Source organism: Mycolicibacterium sp. XJ1819, from assembly GCF_053483675.1.
Genome location: NZ_JBEFST010000013.1, coordinates 1 through 16,197 on the forward strand (window position 1 = coordinate 1; position 16,197 = coordinate 16,197).

16 protein-coding genes are annotated in these 16,197 nt (G+C 68.3%); 10 read left to right on the forward strand and 6 right to left on the reverse strand.

Going from position 1 to position 16,197, the window contains the following annotated elements:
- Positions 1–1,090: acyl-CoA dehydrogenase family protein (locus ABQE89_RS15455; RefSeq protein ID WP_448418040.1), on the forward strand; the 1,090-nt coding region annotated here is incomplete at its 5' end.
- Between the two features lie 16 nt (positions 1,091–1,106).
- Here ABQE89_RS15455 and ABQE89_RS15460 read toward each other — a convergent pair.
- Positions 1,107–1,871: a FadR/GntR family transcriptional regulator gene (locus tag ABQE89_RS15460; protein WP_448418042.1), complete on the reverse strand. Its 765-nt coding sequence runs from the start codon at positions 1,869–1,871 to the stop codon at positions 1,107–1,109.
- Between the two features lie 121 nt (positions 1,872–1,992).
- Between ABQE89_RS15460 and ABQE89_RS15465 the strand changes: the two genes are divergently transcribed.
- The 5 genes from ABQE89_RS15465 to ABQE89_RS15485 are packed head-to-tail and all read left to right on the forward strand — an operon-like array spanning position 1,993 to position 6,293.
- A complete protein-coding gene (locus tag ABQE89_RS15465) occupies positions 1,993–3,054 on the forward strand; it encodes a TIGR03617 family F420-dependent LLM class oxidoreductase (protein ID WP_448418044.1) in 1,062 nt (353 codons plus the stop codon).
- Positions 3,055–3,059: 5 nt separating this feature from the next.
- Positions 3,060–3,566, forward strand: a complete 507-nt coding sequence (locus ABQE89_RS15470) for an FAS1-like dehydratase domain-containing protein (RefSeq protein ID WP_448418046.1) — start codon at positions 3,060–3,062, stop codon at positions 3,564–3,566.
- Positions 3,566–4,711, forward strand: coding sequence for a CaiB/BaiF CoA transferase family protein (locus ABQE89_RS15475; RefSeq protein WP_448418048.1), 1,146 nt, complete (start codon positions 3,566–3,568; stop codon positions 4,709–4,711). Before ABQE89_RS15470 ends, ABQE89_RS15475 begins: the two co-directional genes overlap by 1 nt.
- The gene (locus ABQE89_RS15480; protein ID WP_448418050.1) at positions 4,708–5,550 is read left to right on the forward strand and encodes an enoyl-CoA hydratase-related protein; all 843 of its coding nucleotides are present in this window, start codon (positions 4,708–4,710) and stop codon (positions 5,548–5,550) included. The genes ABQE89_RS15475 and ABQE89_RS15480 overlap by 4 nt, the downstream gene beginning before the upstream one ends.
- A gap of 5 nt (positions 5,551–5,555) precedes the next feature.
- Complete coding sequence (locus ABQE89_RS15485) at positions 5,556–6,293, forward strand: SDR family NAD(P)-dependent oxidoreductase (RefSeq protein ID WP_448418389.1); 738 nt, start codon at positions 5,556–5,558, stop codon at positions 6,291–6,293.
- Positions 6,294–6,296: 3 nt separating this feature from the next.
- Here ABQE89_RS15485 and ABQE89_RS15490 read toward each other — a convergent pair whose 3' ends face one another.
- Entirely contained in the window at positions 6,297–7,412 is a 1,116-nt protein-coding gene (locus ABQE89_RS15490; RefSeq protein ID WP_448418052.1) for an acyl-CoA dehydrogenase family protein, read from the reverse strand.
- Positions 7,413–7,497: 85 nt separating this feature from the next.
- Between ABQE89_RS15490 and ABQE89_RS15495 the strand changes: the two genes are divergently transcribed.
- Entirely contained in the window at positions 7,498–8,958 is a 1,461-nt protein-coding gene (locus tag ABQE89_RS15495) for a class I adenylate-forming enzyme family protein (protein ID WP_448418054.1), read from the forward strand.
- Here ABQE89_RS15495 and ABQE89_RS15500 read toward each other — a convergent pair.
- From ABQE89_RS15500 to ABQE89_RS15510, 3 genes are read right to left on the reverse strand one after another with little or no spacing between them, the layout of a single operon-like run.
- Positions 8,949–9,788 (reverse strand): acyl-CoA thioesterase, encoded by an 840-nt coding sequence (locus tag ABQE89_RS15500; protein ID WP_448418056.1) that lies wholly within the window; start codon positions 9,786–9,788, stop codon positions 8,949–8,951. The two genes, ABQE89_RS15495 and ABQE89_RS15500, sit on opposite strands and share 10 nt — an antisense overlap.
- Complete coding sequence (locus ABQE89_RS15505) at positions 9,785–10,966, reverse strand: acyl-CoA dehydrogenase family protein (RefSeq protein WP_448418058.1); 1,182 nt, start codon at positions 10,964–10,966, stop codon at positions 9,785–9,787. The genes ABQE89_RS15500 and ABQE89_RS15505 overlap by 4 nt, the downstream gene beginning before the upstream one ends.
- A 9-nt stretch (positions 10,967–10,975) precedes the next feature.
- Entirely contained in the window at positions 10,976–12,160 is a 1,185-nt protein-coding gene (locus ABQE89_RS15510) for an acetyl-CoA C-acyltransferase (RefSeq protein ID WP_448418060.1), read from the reverse strand.
- A 76-nt stretch (positions 12,161–12,236) separates the two neighbouring features.
- On the opposite strand from ABQE89_RS15510, the gene ABQE89_RS15515 reads away from it, so the two are divergent.
- Genes ABQE89_RS15515 through ABQE89_RS15525 form a run of 3 tightly spaced genes read left to right on the forward strand, consistent with a single transcriptional unit; the run spans position 12,237 to position 15,050 of the window.
- Complete coding sequence (locus tag ABQE89_RS15515) at positions 12,237–13,043, forward strand: enoyl-CoA hydratase/isomerase family protein (RefSeq protein ID WP_448418062.1); 807 nt, start codon at positions 12,237–12,239, stop codon at positions 13,041–13,043.
- A 6-nt stretch (positions 13,044–13,049) separates the two neighbouring features.
- On the forward strand, positions 13,050–13,826 hold the full coding sequence (locus tag ABQE89_RS15520) for an enoyl-CoA hydratase/isomerase family protein (protein WP_448418064.1): 777 nt from the start codon (positions 13,050–13,052) through the stop codon (positions 13,824–13,826).
- Positions 13,827–15,050, forward strand: coding sequence for an acyl-CoA dehydrogenase family protein (locus tag ABQE89_RS15525; protein ID WP_448418066.1), 1,224 nt, complete (start codon positions 13,827–13,829; stop codon positions 15,048–15,050). It abuts the gene before it with no gap.
- Here ABQE89_RS15525 and ABQE89_RS15530 read toward each other — a convergent pair.
- On the reverse strand, positions 15,044–16,195 hold the full coding sequence (locus tag ABQE89_RS15530; RefSeq protein ID WP_448418068.1) for an acyl-CoA dehydrogenase family protein: 1,152 nt from the start codon (positions 16,193–16,195) through the stop codon (positions 15,044–15,046). The two genes, ABQE89_RS15525 and ABQE89_RS15530, sit on opposite strands and share 7 nt — an antisense overlap.
- Positions 16,196–16,197: the final 2 nt, after the last annotated feature.

A 16,197-nucleotide genomic window follows, 5' to 3' on the forward strand; every position in this document is an offset into this window, starting at 1 on the left:
GACGGTGCGCCCGCTGGCTGCGCAGGTGGACCGCGATCAGGCCTTCTCACCGGAGCTGTGGTCTGCCGTACGCGAGCTCGGCCTGACACGCCTGCCCTTCGCCGAGACGTACGGCGGAGACGGGGGCACGGTCCGCGCCTATGCCGTCGCCTCGGCCGAAGTCGCCCGTCACTGCGCCGTCGCGGCGCTGTATCCCGGAACGACCATTCAGGTGGCGGCCACGCTCATCGAGCACGGCACCGCAGACGCGGTGGCGACGCTCGTGCCCCGGTTGGTATCCGGCGAAGCGATCGCGGCGTGGGCCTTCACCGAACCGGCGACCGGCTCGGACCCGCGCCAGATCACCACGCGCGCCGTGCGTGACGGCGCAGACTGGGTGCTTTCCGGCACCAAGCAATTCATCTCCTATGCCGACCAGGCCGAGGCCGCGCTGGTCTTCGCCCGCACCTCTGACACCACCATCGGCGCGTTCGTCGTCTCCACGTCCGCCCCCGGCTGGTCTGTCGGCCCGCGCAGCGAGGTGCTGTCGATGGGCGGCACCGAAGCCCGGCCCGTCTTTCTCGACGAGGTGCGGGTACCCGACTCGATGGCCGTCGGATCGCCCGACGCCGGATTCGACATCATGCTCACCGGTGAGGCATTCGGCAAGGTTCGGGCGTCCGCGATCTGCGTCGGCATCGCCCGCCGCGCACTGGATGAAGCCAGCGCCTACGGCCTCGCCCGACAGCATCGAGGCAAGGCAATTGCCCAACGGTTCACGACGATTCAGGCCGTGCTCGGCAGCGCAGCCGCCCAGACGCTGGCCGCCGACGCTCTCGTGCTGGCGTGTGCCGATCGGTTGGACGAGGGGGCATCGGTCACGGCGGCGGCGGCCTCGGCGCGACTCACCTCCGCACGCGCGGCCCGCGAGGCCGCCACGGCCGCACTGCACGTCTGCGGGGCATACGGTCTGACCCGCGAGATGGTGGTCGAACGGCTGTACCGCGAAGCGGTCTTCTTCGACGTCGCCCAGGGCGTCGCCGAGATCCAACAGATCATCGTCGCGCGCGAACTGCTGGCCGATGCCCAGCACAAGGGCGCACCCCGATAAGGCGCGAGTTGTCCTGTCAGCCCAATAGATCGAGGACGGTCTTCTCGTCGGCGCGCAGCAGGTAGTCGCGGGCCTCGGTGAGGTGTTTGCGCCACAGTTCGGTCGCGCCAGCCACACCCCCCGCCTCGATGAGGTCCACGATGCGGTGATGTGCCTTGAGGCCGCGCGACGCGGCGACGGCGTGTTCGGGGGAGCCGGCGTCGCGTTCGATGTGCTTCCAGTTGGCGAGGCTGATGATGTGGTCGATCATCCCGGTCAGCAACTGCAGTGTGTGGTTGCCGGTCAATTCGATCAGCATCGCGTGAAAAGCGGTGTGAGTGCGAATCGAACGATTCGGATCGTCTGCTGTGGCGTCGTGTTCGGCCAGCGCCGCCCGCAACCGCGCGACATCGTCGTCGGTCCGCTTGGCGGCCAACAGTCCGACCGCCGCGGGTTCGATGACGATGCGCGCCTCGTACAGATCGCTGAGCGGAGTTTCGCGGTATTCCAGGATCACCGCGGCGGACCGCGCGGCGACCTCCAAGTCGGGCACCCGTACCCGGGCCCCGCCGTGGGCGCCTCGTCGCACCGTGATCAACGACTCGGACTCCAGGATGCGGAAGGCCTCCCGCAGCGTCGGGCGGGACACGTCGAATTTCTTTTGCAGCTCCTGCTCTGAAGGCAGTGCCTCACCTTCGACCAACTCACCGCGCACGATCTGGCGCCGCAGACGGTTGGCGATCATCTCGGCCATCTTGGGAACCCGGAAGGGCTGCGCCTGATCAGCCGAGTCAGCCGTCATGTCATCTCCCGCGCCGCCGAAGTTTGAGGTAGATGATTATGCCAGATCATGGGGTTCGACCCGTGGCGCACATCTACGGCCCGGTCGCCAAAATATATCTATCTAATTATACTATTAAGCCGTGCTGGTTGATGCGAAGCTCACCTGGTCGTCGCCGCCGACGTTTGCGCATTTCACCGATCGCGGTCGCGAGGCCGAGCGCGCCGGCTACGCCGGGCTGTGGAGCGCGGAATCCGCACACGATCCGTTCCTTCCGTTGGGCGCGGTGGCACAGACCACCGAGCACCTGCAGATCGGTACGTCGATCGCGGTGGCATTCGCGCGAAACCCCATGTCGCTGGCGCAGACCGCCCTCGATCTGCACGTGCTCAGCGGCGGCCGGTTCATGCTGGGGTTGGGCAGCCAGGTCAAGGCGCACATCGAGCGCCGGTTCAGCATGCCGTGGAGTCGCCCGGCGGCCCGGATGAGCGAGTTCGTCGAGGCGATGCAGGCGATCTGGTCGGCATGGCAGAACGAGGAGAGGCTCGACTTCCGCGGCGACTTCTACAGCCACACCCTGATGACGCCGTTCTTCTCCCCCGGCACCAGCCCGTTCGGTGCCCCGCCGGTGTACCTGGCCGCCGTCGGCGAGGCGATGACCGAGGTCGCGGGCCGGGTCTGCGACGGCCTGATGCCGCATCCGTTCACCACCCTGCGGTACTGGCGCGAACGCACGCTGCCCGCGCTGCAGCGCGGACTCGACGCGTCCGGTCGAAGTCTGCAGAACTTCTCGATCAGCTTCCAGGGGCTGGTGGCATCCGGGCGGACCGAAGAGCAGATGGCCGAGGCGGTTCGGCGAGTCCGCGAACAGATCGCGTTCTACGCCAGTACTCCCGCCTACCACTCGGTACTGGAGCTGCACGGGTGGAGCGATCTCGGGACAGATCTGAACGAGTTGTCGCGCAGCGACTTTCCCGACCGGTGGACGCGGATGGGCGATCTGATCGACGACGAGATGCTGACCGCGTTCGCCGTCGTGGCCGAACCCGACGACGTCGGCACTGCTGTCGCACAGCGCTATGCGGGCCTGGTCGACCGGTTCACCTTCTACGCGCCCTATCCCCACGACCCGGTGATGTGGGAACCCGCGATCGACGACATCCGCAATGCACATCCACACCACACCTCCCACGACGAAAGGTGACAACCGTGACCACCGACACGCCCACTCCCAGTGCCGACGTCGCCCCCTTGGTGCGAGGCCGCACCTGGGAGGAGATGAAGGCGGGCTCGCAGTTCCGCACCGCCACACGCACCGTCACCGAGGCCGATCTCATCTCGTTCATCACCTGGGGCGGCTTCAACGAACCGCTGTTCTACGACGCCTCACACGCCGCGGCCGGCGGCTACACCGGGCGCCTGGTGCCCGGCGCGATGATCTACTGCATCGCCGAGGGACTGATCCTGCAGACCAACGTGCTCAACGGCACCGGACTGGCATTCATGCACATGGAACTGACGGTCAAACGCCCGGTGTACGTCGGCGACACCCTGCACGCCGTGGTCACCACCACCGAATCGCGCGCCTCGAGCAAACCGGGGCGCGGTGTCGTCACCGCGCACGTCAGCGTCCGCAACCAGCGCGACGACGAGGTCCTGGTGTTCACCCCGGTCCGACTCATCCGCGGTGCCGACTTCGACGAAACACGTCAGTGATGGGTCCGCTGAACGGAATTCGCGTTCTCGAGCTCGCCGGTATCGGCGCTGCCCCGTTCGGTTGCATGCTGCTGGCAGATCTCGGCGCCGAGGTAGTCCGGGTGGAACGCGACGTGCCCGCTGACTCCGACGCCGGGCGGTCGGGTGTCGACGCCGAGAAGTACGTCCCGCACCGCGGACGTCGCTCCATCGAACTGGACCTCAAGTCCGACAGCGGGCGCCAGACCCTGCTCGGCTTGGTGGACCGGGCCGACGTGCTGGTCGAGGCCTACCGGCCCGGCGTCGCCGAACGGCTCGGGGTCGGGCCCGACGAATGCCTGGCCCGCAATCCGCGTCTGGTGTACGCGCGCATGACCGGGTGGGGCCAGACCGGTCCGTTGGCCCACACCGCCGGCCACGACATCAACTACATCGCGGTGGCGGGCGCTCTGGACAACTTCCGGCGCGCCGGCGAACGGCCTGTGCCCCCACTTAATTTGGTGGCCGACATGGGCGGCGGCGGAATGCTGATGGCGTTCGGCATCGCGGCCGCGCTGGTGCACGTCGCCCGCACGGGCGAGGGACAGGTCGTCGACGCCGCGATGGTCGACGGCGCTGCGCTGCAACTGGCCACGACGTACGGGATGCGCGCTCAGGGTCGGTTCGCCAACCCGCCGGGGCACAATCTGTCCGACACCGGCGCCCCTCAATACGAGGTCTACGAATGCGCCGACGGCAAGTTCGTCGCGGTCGGTGCGCTCGAGGACAAGTTCTGGGCACGGTTTATGGAGTTGCTCGACCTGCCTGACGGCTCCATGCCGCCGCGCGAGGATCCCGACCAGTGGACCCGCTGCAAAGAGGTGCTGACTCAAGTCTTTCGCACCCGCGACCGCGCGCACTGGGCGGCGCTGTTCGACGGCACCGACGCCTGCGTGACCCCGGTACTGAGCCTTGACGAGGCGCCTGAGCACCCCCACGCGGTCGCTAGGTCGGCGTTCGTCGAAATCGGGGGCACCGTGCAGCCCGCGCCGGCGCCCCGATTCAGCCGTACCCCGGCCGACCTACCCGCCGCCCCTCCCCCGCGTGGTGCCGACACTCGGGATGTTTTGCGGGACTGGGGTTTCGACGCTGACACGATTACGCTCCAGGAAGGAGACTGCCCATGACGACCGCGGAGACCGCCGGCTTGGTACGGCGAGAGGTGTCCGACGGGGTCGCCGTGCTGACCTTCGACAATCCCGAGCGCAAGAACGCGTGGTCGGTGTCGATGGAGGCCGACTACTACCGCCATCTGCGGACGTGCGCCGACGACCGGGACGTCCGCGTCATCGTGGTCACCGGCGCGGGCAGGCACTTCTGTCCGGGGATGGACGCCACTGCGCTGTCCGACGTCGCGCACGGCGGCGCCTCGACCCAGCCGCATCTGCGGCCACCGATCACGCTGCCGCGCACCATTCCCAAACCGATCATCGCCGCGATCAACGGCGGATGCGCCGGCATCGGATTGGTCGCCGCGGTGAACTGCGATCTGCGCTTCGCCGCGGCCGACGCCAAGCTCACGACCGCGTTCGCGCAGCGCGGCATCATGGCCGAACACGGCCTGGCGTGGTCGCTTCCGCAGCTCGTCGGCCTGTCGACCGCGCTTGATCTGCTGTTCTCCGGCCGAGTCGTCTCCGGGCCGGAGGCCCTGGGATTGGGACTGGTGGACCGCGTGTACGAACCCGACAAGCTGTTGGCCGAGTCCGTGGCCTACGCCAAGGGGCTGGCCGCCAACTCCTCGCCGCTGGCGATGGGGGTGATGAAGCGCCAGGTGTACGCCGCCGAGAAGGACGCCCACGAACAGGCCCGCCTGCTGGCGTTCCGCTACTGGTATGACGTGGTGCGTGACCACGGCGACTTCCGCGAGGGCGTCGACAGTTTCCTGCAGAAGCGCGCGCCCGTCTTCGCGCCGTGGGACCCCGACACCACGTCCGAGCCCGCACCACTGCCCACCGAGGAGGCCTGATGACCCTGCAAGGACGCATCGCGCTGGTGACCGGCGCCGCCGGCGGCATCGGCAGCGCCATCTGTCGGCACCTGGCCGACGCCGGCGCCCGGGTCGCGGCCTGCGACCTCGTCGGCGACGCGGCCCGGGACCTGGCCGCCCGCCTGCCCGGCGAGTGCGCGGGCTTCGCCATGGACGTTTCCGACAGCGCGTCGGTGGGCGCGGCGGTGGCCGCCGTCGAGTCCTCGGTCGGTCCCGTCGACATCCTGGTGAACAACGCAGGCATCGACAAGATCGAGCGGTTCGTCGAGTCGACGGAAGACACGTGGCGCCAGGTGGTGTCGGTGAACTACCTCGGCACCGTGATCGTCACCCGGGCCGTACTCGACGGCATGCTGGAGCGCCGGTACGGCCGCATCGTCAACATCGGGTCCGATGCGGGCCGGGTCGGCTCGTCGGGCGAGGTGGTGTACTCGGGCACCAAGGGCGCGGTGATCGCGTTCGCCAAGGCGCTGGCCCGTGAGACCGCGACCAAGGGCGTCACGGTGAACACCGTGTGCCCGGGGCCGACCGACACCGCGCTGCTCGACCAGATCGCCGAGAAGAGCCAGGGCATGTACGACGCGCTCGGAAAGGCCGTGCCGATGAAGCGAATCGGCACGCCCGACGATGTCGCTCCCGCAGTCGTGTTCTTCGCCGGCGACGGCGCGGCCTACATCACCGGCCAGACGTTGTCGGTCAGCGGCGGCCTCACCATGGCCTGATCGTCAGATGCCGATCAGGTCCGCGAGGCGCTGGCGGTGAAAGTCCGAGCTGCCGAGGAACAGTTGAGAGTTCTTGGCGCGCTTGAGGTACAGGTGAGCGGGGTGCTCCCAGGTGAACCCGATACCGCCGTGGATCTGGATGTTCTCCCCGCACGCCGAGAGGTACACGTCGGTGCAGAACGCCTTCGCCAGGCTGGCCACCTCCGAGACCTCCCCGCTGTCGACGCTGGCGGCCCACAGCGCGTAATACACCGCCGACCGCGACGACTCCAGGTCGACCAGCATCGACGCGCATTTGTGTTTGATGGCCTGGAACGAGCCGATCGGCCTGCCGAACTGCTCGCGCACCTTGGCGTAGTCCACCGCCATCTCGAGCACCCGCGCGGTCCCGCCAAGCGATTCGGCGGCCACCGCCACCAGCGTGCGGTCGAGCATCGCGTCGACGGCCGCTGGGCCCGCCTCCAGCGCGCCCACCAGCGTCGCGGGGCAGTCGGCGAACTCCAGCCGGGCCTGCTTGCGCGTCTGGTCCATGGTCTCGAGGGCGGCTCTGGTCAAGCCGGCAGCGGGCGCGTCGACGGCGAAGATCCCGATGTGCTCACCCGCTCGGGCGACCACCAGGATCAGATCGGCGACCGCGCCGTCGAGCACGAAGTTCTTGTGCCCGTCGAGTACCCAGCCGTCGCCGCGCTGTGTCGCGGTCGTCGTGACGTCGGCGGGCCGCCACGACCCGCGGTCCTCGGCCAGCGCGACCGTGCCGATGAGTTCGCCGCTCGCCAGCGCGGGCAGGTACCGCCGGTTGGCGACGTCGTCGCCCACCGCGAGCAGCAGTTGGGGCGCCATCACACAGGACGCCAGGAACGGCGTGACCGCCAACGCCCGCCCCAACTCCTCCAGGGCGATGCCGACTTCGACGAAGCTGAACCCGCCGCCGCCGTACTCCTCGGGAATCGCCAGGGACTGCAGACCCAGCTGATCGGCCATCTGTCGCCACAGCGCGCGGTCATAGCCGGCGGGGTCGCTCATCTGCGTGCGCACCGCGTTCTCCGGAGATTTCGCGTCCAGGAAGTCACGCACCACCTGCTGCAGCATCGCTTGCTCGGCGTCCAATGCGAAATCCACCGTGACCTGCCTGTCCCGTCGCGCGACATATTCAGTTATATAATAAACCTCGTTCTAGATTCCATGAGCCAGGAGGGTGCCCGAGATGGCGTCTGACCCCACCTGGTCCCAGCGGGTCCTCGGGCAGCTGCGCCACGACACGCACCTGCCGGCGGTGGTGTCGGTGACACCCGAAGGCACGCAGGAGTATTCGCGCTCCGAGTTCTCGGCGATGACCGCAGGGGCATGCGCGTTCCTCGACGACGGCGGCGTCGCCGAGGGCGAGCAGGTGGTCGGGCTGCTGTCGACTCGCCCGTGGTCGATCGCGATGCTGCTGGCGTGCGCGCTCACCAACCGTCCATTGGCCCCTTTGGGGCACCGGTTGACGCGCCGTGAACTGCTGGCGTGCATCGAGAACATCGCAGGCAACGTGATTCTCACCGAACCCGAATGGCTCGACATGGCAAGCGATCTGGCCGCTGCCACCGGCCGTCGGGTACTCGTCGTCAGCGAACCTGTACTCGTCGACCGTGCGCTGCCTGAGGCACGCGACCCCGATGCGATCGCGCTGGTGATGCACACCTCCGGCACCACCGGGCTGCCCAAGCAGGTGCTGGTCACCGAGGCGGCACTGGCACAGCGCGCCACCGTCAACGGCCGGTTGCTGGGACTGGAACCCGGCGCACGGTTCGTGATGACCGCGCTTTTCCATCACATCGCCGCGATCGGCAACATCGCTGTCGCCCTGGCCAACGGTGCCACCGTGGTGATGTTCCCGGCCTTCAGCGTGGCGGCCTGGCGCAGCCTGGAAGCGGTGGCGCCGACACACGCGGTTCTGGTGGTGTCGACGATCGAGACGCTGTTGGACGCCGGGGCCCTCGTGCTGCCGAGCCTGCGCGTCATCGGATACGGCGCCTCCCCCATCCATCCCGACACACTGCGACGTATCCAGCTACTCAATCCGGATGTGGACTTCGTCAACCTTTTCGGGCAGACGGAGGGCAGTCCACTGACCGTGCTGAGCCCCGAGGACCACCGCGCCGCGGTGGCGGGCCGCCCCGAACTGCTCAAGTCGGTAGGGCGTGCGGCACCCGGCGTGGAACTGAAGATTCACGACGCGGGCCCCGACGGCGTCGGGGAGATCTGGGCGCGTTGTGCGCACTCGTTCGTCGTGGACGCCGAGGGTTGGCAGCACACCGGCGACATCGGACGCCTCGACGACGAGGGCTATCTCTACCTGGTCGGCCGGCGCGGGGACAAGATCATCCGCGGCGGTGAGAACATCTACCCGCTCGAGGTGGAGCAGGTGCTGGCCACCCATCCGGGCGTCCTCGACGCCGGAGTGGTGGGCATACCGGACCGCCGCCTCGGCGAGACCGTCGCGGCAGTGGTCGTGCCTGCCGACCCCGGGAATCCGCCGGACTCAGAGGAATTGCGCGCGTTCTGCCGGGAACGCCTGGCCGGCTTCAAGATCCCCGTGCAATGGCGGTACGTCGACGCGTTACCGCGCAACCCGAACGGCAAGTTGCTGCGTCGCGAGTTGGGCAGCACGGCAGGTCACGTTTGATAGTCGGGAGGCAAGCGACGCGCCAGCGCCTCCTGCACACCCGACATCACCAGCTCACCGTCCGGGGTGTACACGTGGGACATCGCCAGGCCGCGTGATCTCGCCGCCACCGGCGACCAGTGGTCGACCAGATGCCAGTCCGACGCCCGAAACGGAGTGTGGAAGTAGAGGCTCTGTGTCAGCGTGGTCAGCAGATAACTCTTCACCCGCGGTGTCTCGTGTGGCAGGCGGATCGAGGCGATCATCGTGAAATCGCTGAGGTAGGTAGCCAATTCAGCCTGCGTCAGTTCGTCGACCGGTGCCTCGTCATGGCATATCCGGCACCAGAAGCGTCGACGGCCCAGAGGATCGTCCCAATCCGGCCGCACCACGCGCATCTCCAGTTCGGGATGGCGAGCGGCCCACGGAATCCACGCGGTGTCGTCGGAATCGGCGATGCCTGGAAGGTCGTCGGGCACAGGTACGCTCGGCATCGGCCTGCCGTGGGCGAAGCCGGCGTCGGGCACGTGGTAGCCGACTGTGGCCGTCAGCGCGGCCCGCCCGTCGTTGCGGACGTCGACCCTGCGCATCGAGAACGACCGCCCGTCGCGGACCCGAGTGACGGAGTGTTCGAGCGGGTGGTCCGGGTCGCCGCCGGACAGGTAGACACAGTGCAGGTGGTGCGGCAGTCGATCACCCTCGACGGTGCGGTTGGCCGCGGCCAGCGCATGGGAGGCGAGTTCGCCCCCGTACATCCGCACCGGGGCGCCCGGGGCCCGGCTCATGAAGCGATCGTCGCCTGCTGGGGTCAGATCGAGGCGCTGCAGCAAACGCTCGGCGGGTGCGGTCATCGCGGTTCCCTCGGCAATCCCAGCACGCGTTCGGCGAGCAGGTTCAGCTGGATCTGCGTGGTGCCGCCGTAGATCGACTCGGCCCGGCTGGACAACATGACCTGCTGTAGCCTGTCCAATTCATAGTCCTCCCCGACGATTTCGGCGGCAGGCCCGATCGCGCGTACCGCGGTTTCACCCATCCGGCGGTGCGCGTCGCTGGCGAACACCTTGCTGACCGACGCCTGTGTCGCGGGTTGGCCGCCGCGCTCGTCCTTGAGCGCGCTCATCAGCCGAAGGCCGTTCCACTCGATGATCCTCGCCTCCATCCATGCCGTGGCCAGATCCCGCCGCACCGCGGCCAGTCCCCGCTGCCCCGAGGCCGCCGCGGCGGCGATCATCTGGTCGACCTCGCGCTGGATGCGCAGATGCTCGGCGAGCAAAGTGGTGCCGCGTTCGGTCCCGAGCGCACCCATCGCCACCTTCCAGCCCTGGTTCTCGCCGCCGACCAGCAAGTCGGCATCGGTGCGCGCCCCGGTGAAGAACACCTCGCAGAAGTCTGCGCCACCGAGCATGTTTCGGATCTGGCGCACTTCGACGCCGGGCTGGTCGACCGGTACGAGCAGCAGCGAGATACCGCGATGAGCGGGCGCGTCAGGGTCGGTCCGGCACAGCACGTACATCCAGTCGGCGCGCGCACCGGCCGACATCCAGATCTTCTGCCCGTCAAGCACCCACTCGTCGCCGTCACGCACCGCCTTCGTGCGCAGGCTGGCCAGGTCGGAGCCGGAGCCCGGCTCACTGAACCCTTGCCCCCAGAACTCCTCGGCGGCCGAGATTTTCGGCAGGAACCGGTCCTTCTGAGCGTCGGTGCCGAACGTCAGCAGGATCGGGCCCAGCAGGTCTTGGCCCTGCACACCGGCCCGGTAGGGCGCGTCGGCCGCCGCGTACTCCAGCTGAAAAACCAACTGCTCGTCCACACTGGCGTCATGGCCCCCGTATCGACGCGGCCATCCCAGGCACAACCAGTTGCCCGCGGCCAGTTCGCGGTCCCAGGCCACCCGCACGTCCCACGCCGAGTCGTCCCAGGAGAAACCGACACCGCGGTGATCGGCGAACCGTCCGACGAGATGTTCGGCGAACCAGTCGCGGATCTCGTCGCGAAAGCCCTGCAGCGCGGCATCCAGTTGCAAGTCCATGGCGTCGGCTCAGCTGCGTTCGATCAGCGTGGCGGTGCCCATCCCGCCACCGACGCACATCGTCACCAGTGCGTAGCGCCCGTCGACGCGTTCGAGTTCGTGCAGCGCCTTGGTCAGCAGGACGCCTCCGGTCGCCCCGAGCGGATGGCCCAGCGCAATCGCCCCGCCGTTGACGTTGACGTTGCCGAGGTCGGATTTCATCTCGTTCGCCCACGCCAACACCACCGACGAGAAGGCCTCGTTGATCTCGACGACGTCGATGTCGGCCAACGACAGGCCGTTGCGGGCCAGGATGCGCTCGGTGGCCGGGATCGGGCCGGTCAGCATCAGCACCGGATCGCTGCCGATCATCAGCGAATCCACCACCCGCGCCCTCGGTGACGCCCCGAGTTCGGCGGCCTTGTCCTCGGTCATCAACAGCAGCGCCGAGGCGCCGTCGGAGATCTGCGACGACGTACCGGCGGTGTGCAGCGCGCCCGGCCGGTCCTTGAGGTTGACCCGCAGGCCGGCCAGCCCCTCCCGGGTGGTCGGGCGCGGCCCCTCGTCCGCGCTGACCGTCCTTGTGCCGGCGATCTTTCCGTGCTCGTCGACGACCGGTGCGTCCACCGGCACGATCTGCCCGTCGAACCGGCCCGCAGCCAGCGCATCGGCCGCTCGCGACTGCGACATCACTGCGAACTCCTCGAGGTCGTCGCGGCTCAGGTTCCACGCCTCGGCGATCCGGTCGGCGGCCTCGAACTGCGTGGTGATCTCGTAATGCTGTTGATAACGCGGCGTTTTCGACGGTCCGAGCTCGGGCATGACACTCGAGGTCATCGGGACCTGGTCCATCGACTCCACGCCGCAGGCCACCGCGACGTCGACGACACCGCCGGCGAGCAGACCGTAGGCCAGGGTGAAGGCCTGCTGCGACGACCCGCATTGCGACTGGATCGTCGAGGCGGCGGCACGCTGGTCGAGCCCGGCGGCAAGCCACGCGTTGCGCACGACGTTGCCGGACTGCTGCCCGACCTGGCTGACGCATCCGCCGGTGACCTGGCCGACGACGGCCGAATCGACGCCGGCCCGCGACATCAGCGCGGCGAGCGCGTCGCTGAGCAGATCGGGTGCGAGTTTGTGGGCAAGGGCTCCCTTACGCTTACCGACGGCAGTCCGCACAGCTTCGACGACAACGACCTGCGGAATTTCTGGCATCAGCCCTCCGGGCTCGAGCTACGGTACAATCATCTAACTATATACTTGCTTTCCCCGGCCGCCGAAAGGGGCATACATGCCGCACGACTATTCCGAGTTCCCCAGTCTTCGCTTCGACGTCGCCGACAACGGGGTGCTGCACATCGTGCTGGACTCCCCCGGGCTGAATTCGGTGACCCCGCAGATGCATCGCGACCTTGCCGACATGTGGCCGGTCATCGACCGCGACGACGACGTGCGCGCGGTACTGGTCCGCGGCGAGGGCAAGGCGTTCTCCGCGGGCGGCAACTTCGACCTGCTCGACGCCATGATCGACGCCTACGACACGCGGATCAAGATCATGCGCGAGGCACGCGACCTGGTGATGAACATGGTCGGCTTCTCGAAGCCGGTGATCTCGGCCATCCGCGGGCCCGCGGTCGGAGCGGGCTTGGTGGTGGCGCTGCTGGCCGACATCTCGGTGGCCGCCCGCACCGCCCGGATCATCGACGGCCACACCCGGCTTGGGGTCGCCGCGGGTGACCACGCGGCGATCTGCTGGCCGTTGTTCGCCGGCATGCCCAAAGCCAAGTATTACCTGCTGACCTGCGAGACGCTGACCGGGGAGGAAGCCGAGCGCATCGGCATGGTGTCCAAGGTCGTCGACGACGACGACGTTGTCACCGAGGCCGAGCGCATCGCCGAATCCCTTGCGGCAGGGGCACAGACGGCGATCCGATGGACCAAACACAGCCTCAACCAGTGGTACCGGGTGTTCGGTCCGACGTTCGAGGCGTCGCTGGGCCTGGAGTTCATCGGCTTCGGCGGGCCCGAGGTCCGCGAAGGGCTTGCCGCCCACCGGGAAAAACGCCAGCCCAACTTCCTCGACCTCCCCGCCCAGTGAGCTGACGTGACGACCCGAGTCCGAACCCGGGCGCAGGACCGCATCGGCTGGCTCCAACTCGACGGACCCGACCGCCTCAACGCGATCGGCTCCCAGACCTACGGTGAGCTGGCGGCAGCGATCCGCGATGTCGAGGGGGACTCGGCGCGGGCCGTGATCATCCATGGCAGCGGACGCGCGTTCTGCGCCGGCGCCGACATCGCCGAGATGCGGGGCTTCACCGGCCGCGACGAGTTCGCCGAGTTCATCCGTGGTTTCACCGATGCGCTCGAGGTGCTGGCGTCGAGCACCCTGCCGGTCATCGCCGCGATCCACGGCTCCGCACTCGGCGGCGGCCTGGAGCTTGCACTGGCATGTGATCTCCGGGTGTCGACCCCCACCGCCAAACTCGGTCTGCCCGAAGCGAAGCTGGGCCTGCTGCCCGGCGCCGGTGGCACACAGCGACTGCCGCGACTGGTTCCCCCCGGGGTGGCCAACGAGATGCTCATGTTGGGAACCCCGGTCGACGGCCGGCGGGCCTACGAACTCGGTCTGGTCAATCGTCTCGCCGAGGACGAAGACCTGCTCGAGGTCGCGGCGGGCCTGGCGCGCGAATTGGCCGACGGGGCCGCCCAGGTACCGTCGGCGGCCAAACGCCTGCTGCAGACGACCTCGACGATGCCGATCGAGGAGGGCATCGAGCGGGAACGGGCGACGGTCGCCGACCTGTTCGCCTCCCCCGACGGCCGGGAGGGTTTCGCCGCGTTCACCGAACGCCGCGCCCCCAGATTCGGTGGAGGCTGAGTGGACGCACGCTATCCCGCCGAAGTCGAAGGCTTTCGCGCCGAGGTGCGGTCGTTTCTTGCACAGCATCTGCCGACCGATTGGCAGGGCCTGGGACACCTCGACGCGGAGGAGGCCCGAGCGTTCACCGAGAGGTGGCGAGGGCTGCTCGCCGAACACGGCTACCTGACTCCGGCCTGGCCCACCGAGTACGGCGGTGCCGGGCTGACCAAGCTGCAGCAGGTGGTGTTGGTCGAGGAGTTCGTCCGCGCCGGCGTACCGGCCAACGGCGCCAACGACAATTTCAGTATCAAGATGATCGGCAACCTGCTGCTGCGGTTCGGCACCGACGAACAGAAGCAGCGATTCCTGCCCCGCATCGTCAGCGGCGCCGACCGCTGGTGTCAGGGGTTCTCCGAACCCGCGGCCGGGTCCGACCTCGCGGGTATCAGGACCAGCGCCCGCCGCGACGGCGACGAGTGGGTGATCGACGGCCAGAAGATCTGGACTTCCGAGGCCGCACAGGCGAACTGGATCTTCATGCTGGCGCGGACGAACCCCGACGCCGCGCGCCACCGCGGCATCTCGATGCTGCTCGTGCCGATGGATCAGGTCGGTATCGAGGTGCGTCCCATCACCATGCCGTCCGGCAGCCAGGCGTTCAACGAGGTGTTCTTCACCGGCGCGCGCACCTCGGTCGACAACGTCGTCCTCGGCGTCGACCGCGGCTGGGAGGCCGCGATGGCGCTGCTCGGGCTGGAGCGCGGCGACGAAGCGGCCACCAACCCGGTGCTGTTTCGCGCCGAGGTCGATCGGCTCATCGCGCTGGCGCGCGAACGCGGTCTGGCCGACGACGAACTGGTGCGCGACCAACTGGCCCGGGCCTACACCAAGGCGCAGATCATGGGCTATCTCGGTAAGCGAATCCTGACCGGCTGGCTACGCGGTGACCCGCCCGGCGCAGAGGCGTCGGTGTCCAAGCTGTACTGGAGCGAGCATCACCGCGACGTCACCGACCTCGCGATGACCCTCCTGGGCCCCGCGGCGATGGTGCCGCAGGGTCGGATGCCGTTGCGGCACTTCCGGACCGACGACGCCGACGCCCCGAATTCGACCGCCTCGTGGTCGCACACCTGGCTGACGGCGATTGCAGGCACCATCTACGCGGGCACCTCGGAGATCCAGCGCAACATCCTCGCCGAGTCGGCACTGGGACTACCGCGCGAGCCGCGACCGAATCAGTAGGTGCGCAGCCCCATCGAGCGGGCGATGCCGTTGCGCTGAATCTGGCTGGTACCGCCGGAGATCGGCGCGACGATCGACTCGCGCCAGCGGAAGCTCATCACGCTCTCGGTGGAGAAACCGTGTCCTGCGCAGATCTGCATGCCCAGCCGGGCGGCGGCGACGTAGGTTTCCGAGCCCTTCAGTTTGGCCATCGCACCCTCCCGCGAGCAGGCCTTGCCCTGTGAGAGCAGCCATGCCGCCCGGTACGCGAGCAACCGCGCGGAGTCGATCTCGACCTGCATGTCGGCCATCGCGTGGGCCAGCGACTGAAAGTTGCCGATGGGCCGGCCGAACGCCGTCCGCTCCTTGGAGTATTCGAGCGCCTCGTCCAGCGTGGCCTGCGCCACCCCGACGTAACCGCCGCTCATCAACACGCGCTCCAGCTCCAGGTTCGACAGCATCACCGACCAGCCGTCGTCCTGTTCGCCGACGAGATTCTCCTTCGGCACCACCACGTCTTCGAGGAAGACCTCGTAGGTGCCCAGGATGTGACGGGCCAGCGTGGGCGCCTTGCGCAGGCTGACCCCGGGGGTTTCGGCGTTGACGATGAGGATGCTGATCCCGTCGTGCTTGCGCTCGCCCTTGGCGGTCCGCACGTACATCATGATGTCCGTGCCGGGCAGTCCGGCACCTGTGCACCACATCTTCTGCCCGTTGACGACGAAATGGTCGCCGGCGTCGACCGCCGAACACCGCAGTGCCGCTGCGTCCGAACCCGTGTCGGGTTCGCTGATGGCCACCGCGAACCGCGAACGGCCCGGGATCATCGAGGTCTTGATCGCTTCGCGCTGCGTGTCGGTGCCCCACTTGTACACGGTCAGCGCGGGAATCAGCGAGCCGATGTAGCACATCGCGATGTCGAGGCTCGCGCGACCGAGTTGCTCGGCGATGAGAGTGAGTTCCATCGCGCTGCCGTCCCCACCGCCGGCCTCTTCCGGAAAGGGCAGTCCGATCCAGCCCATGTCGGCCATCGCGGTGAACAACTCGGCGGGATAGGTGCCGGCTTCGTCCCACTCCTTGGCCAGCCGGGGCGGGCAGTGCCGATCGACGAAGTCGTGCGCCACCTGTTGCAGAGCGGCGTGCTCTTCCGACAGACCAAACTCCATCG

Coding starts and splice junctions, on each gene's coding strand:
- ABQE89_RS15495 (WP_448418054.1), top strand. CDS start 7,498: ATGGCGTCTGACCCCACCTGGTCCCAGCGGGTCCTCGGGCAGCTGCGC.
- ABQE89_RS15475 (WP_448418048.1), top strand. CDS start 3,566: ATGGGTCCGCTGAACGGAATTCGCGTTCTCGAGCTCGCCGGTATCGGC.
- ABQE89_RS15510 (WP_448418060.1), bottom strand. CDS start 12,160: ATGCCAGAAATTCCGCAGGTCGTTGTCGTCGAAGCTGTGCGGACTGCC.
- ABQE89_RS15460 (WP_448418042.1), bottom strand. CDS start 1,871: ATGACGGCTGACTCGGCTGATCAGGCGCAGCCCTTCCGGGTTCCCAAG.
- ABQE89_RS15480 (WP_448418050.1), top strand. CDS start 4,708: ATGACGACCGCGGAGACCGCCGGCTTGGTACGGCGAGAGGTGTCCGAC.
- ABQE89_RS15515 (WP_448418062.1), top strand. CDS start 12,237: ATGCCGCACGACTATTCCGAGTTCCCCAGTCTTCGCTTCGACGTCGCC.
- ABQE89_RS15505 (WP_448418058.1), bottom strand. CDS start 10,966: ATGGACTTGCAACTGGATGCCGCGCTGCAGGGCTTTCGCGACGAGATC.
- ABQE89_RS15530 (WP_448418068.1), bottom strand. CDS start 16,195: ATGGAGTTTGGTCTGTCGGAAGAGCACGCCGCTCTGCAACAGGTGGCG.
- ABQE89_RS15500 (WP_448418056.1), bottom strand. CDS start 9,788: ATGACCGCACCCGCCGAGCGTTTGCTGCAGCGCCTCGATCTGACCCCA.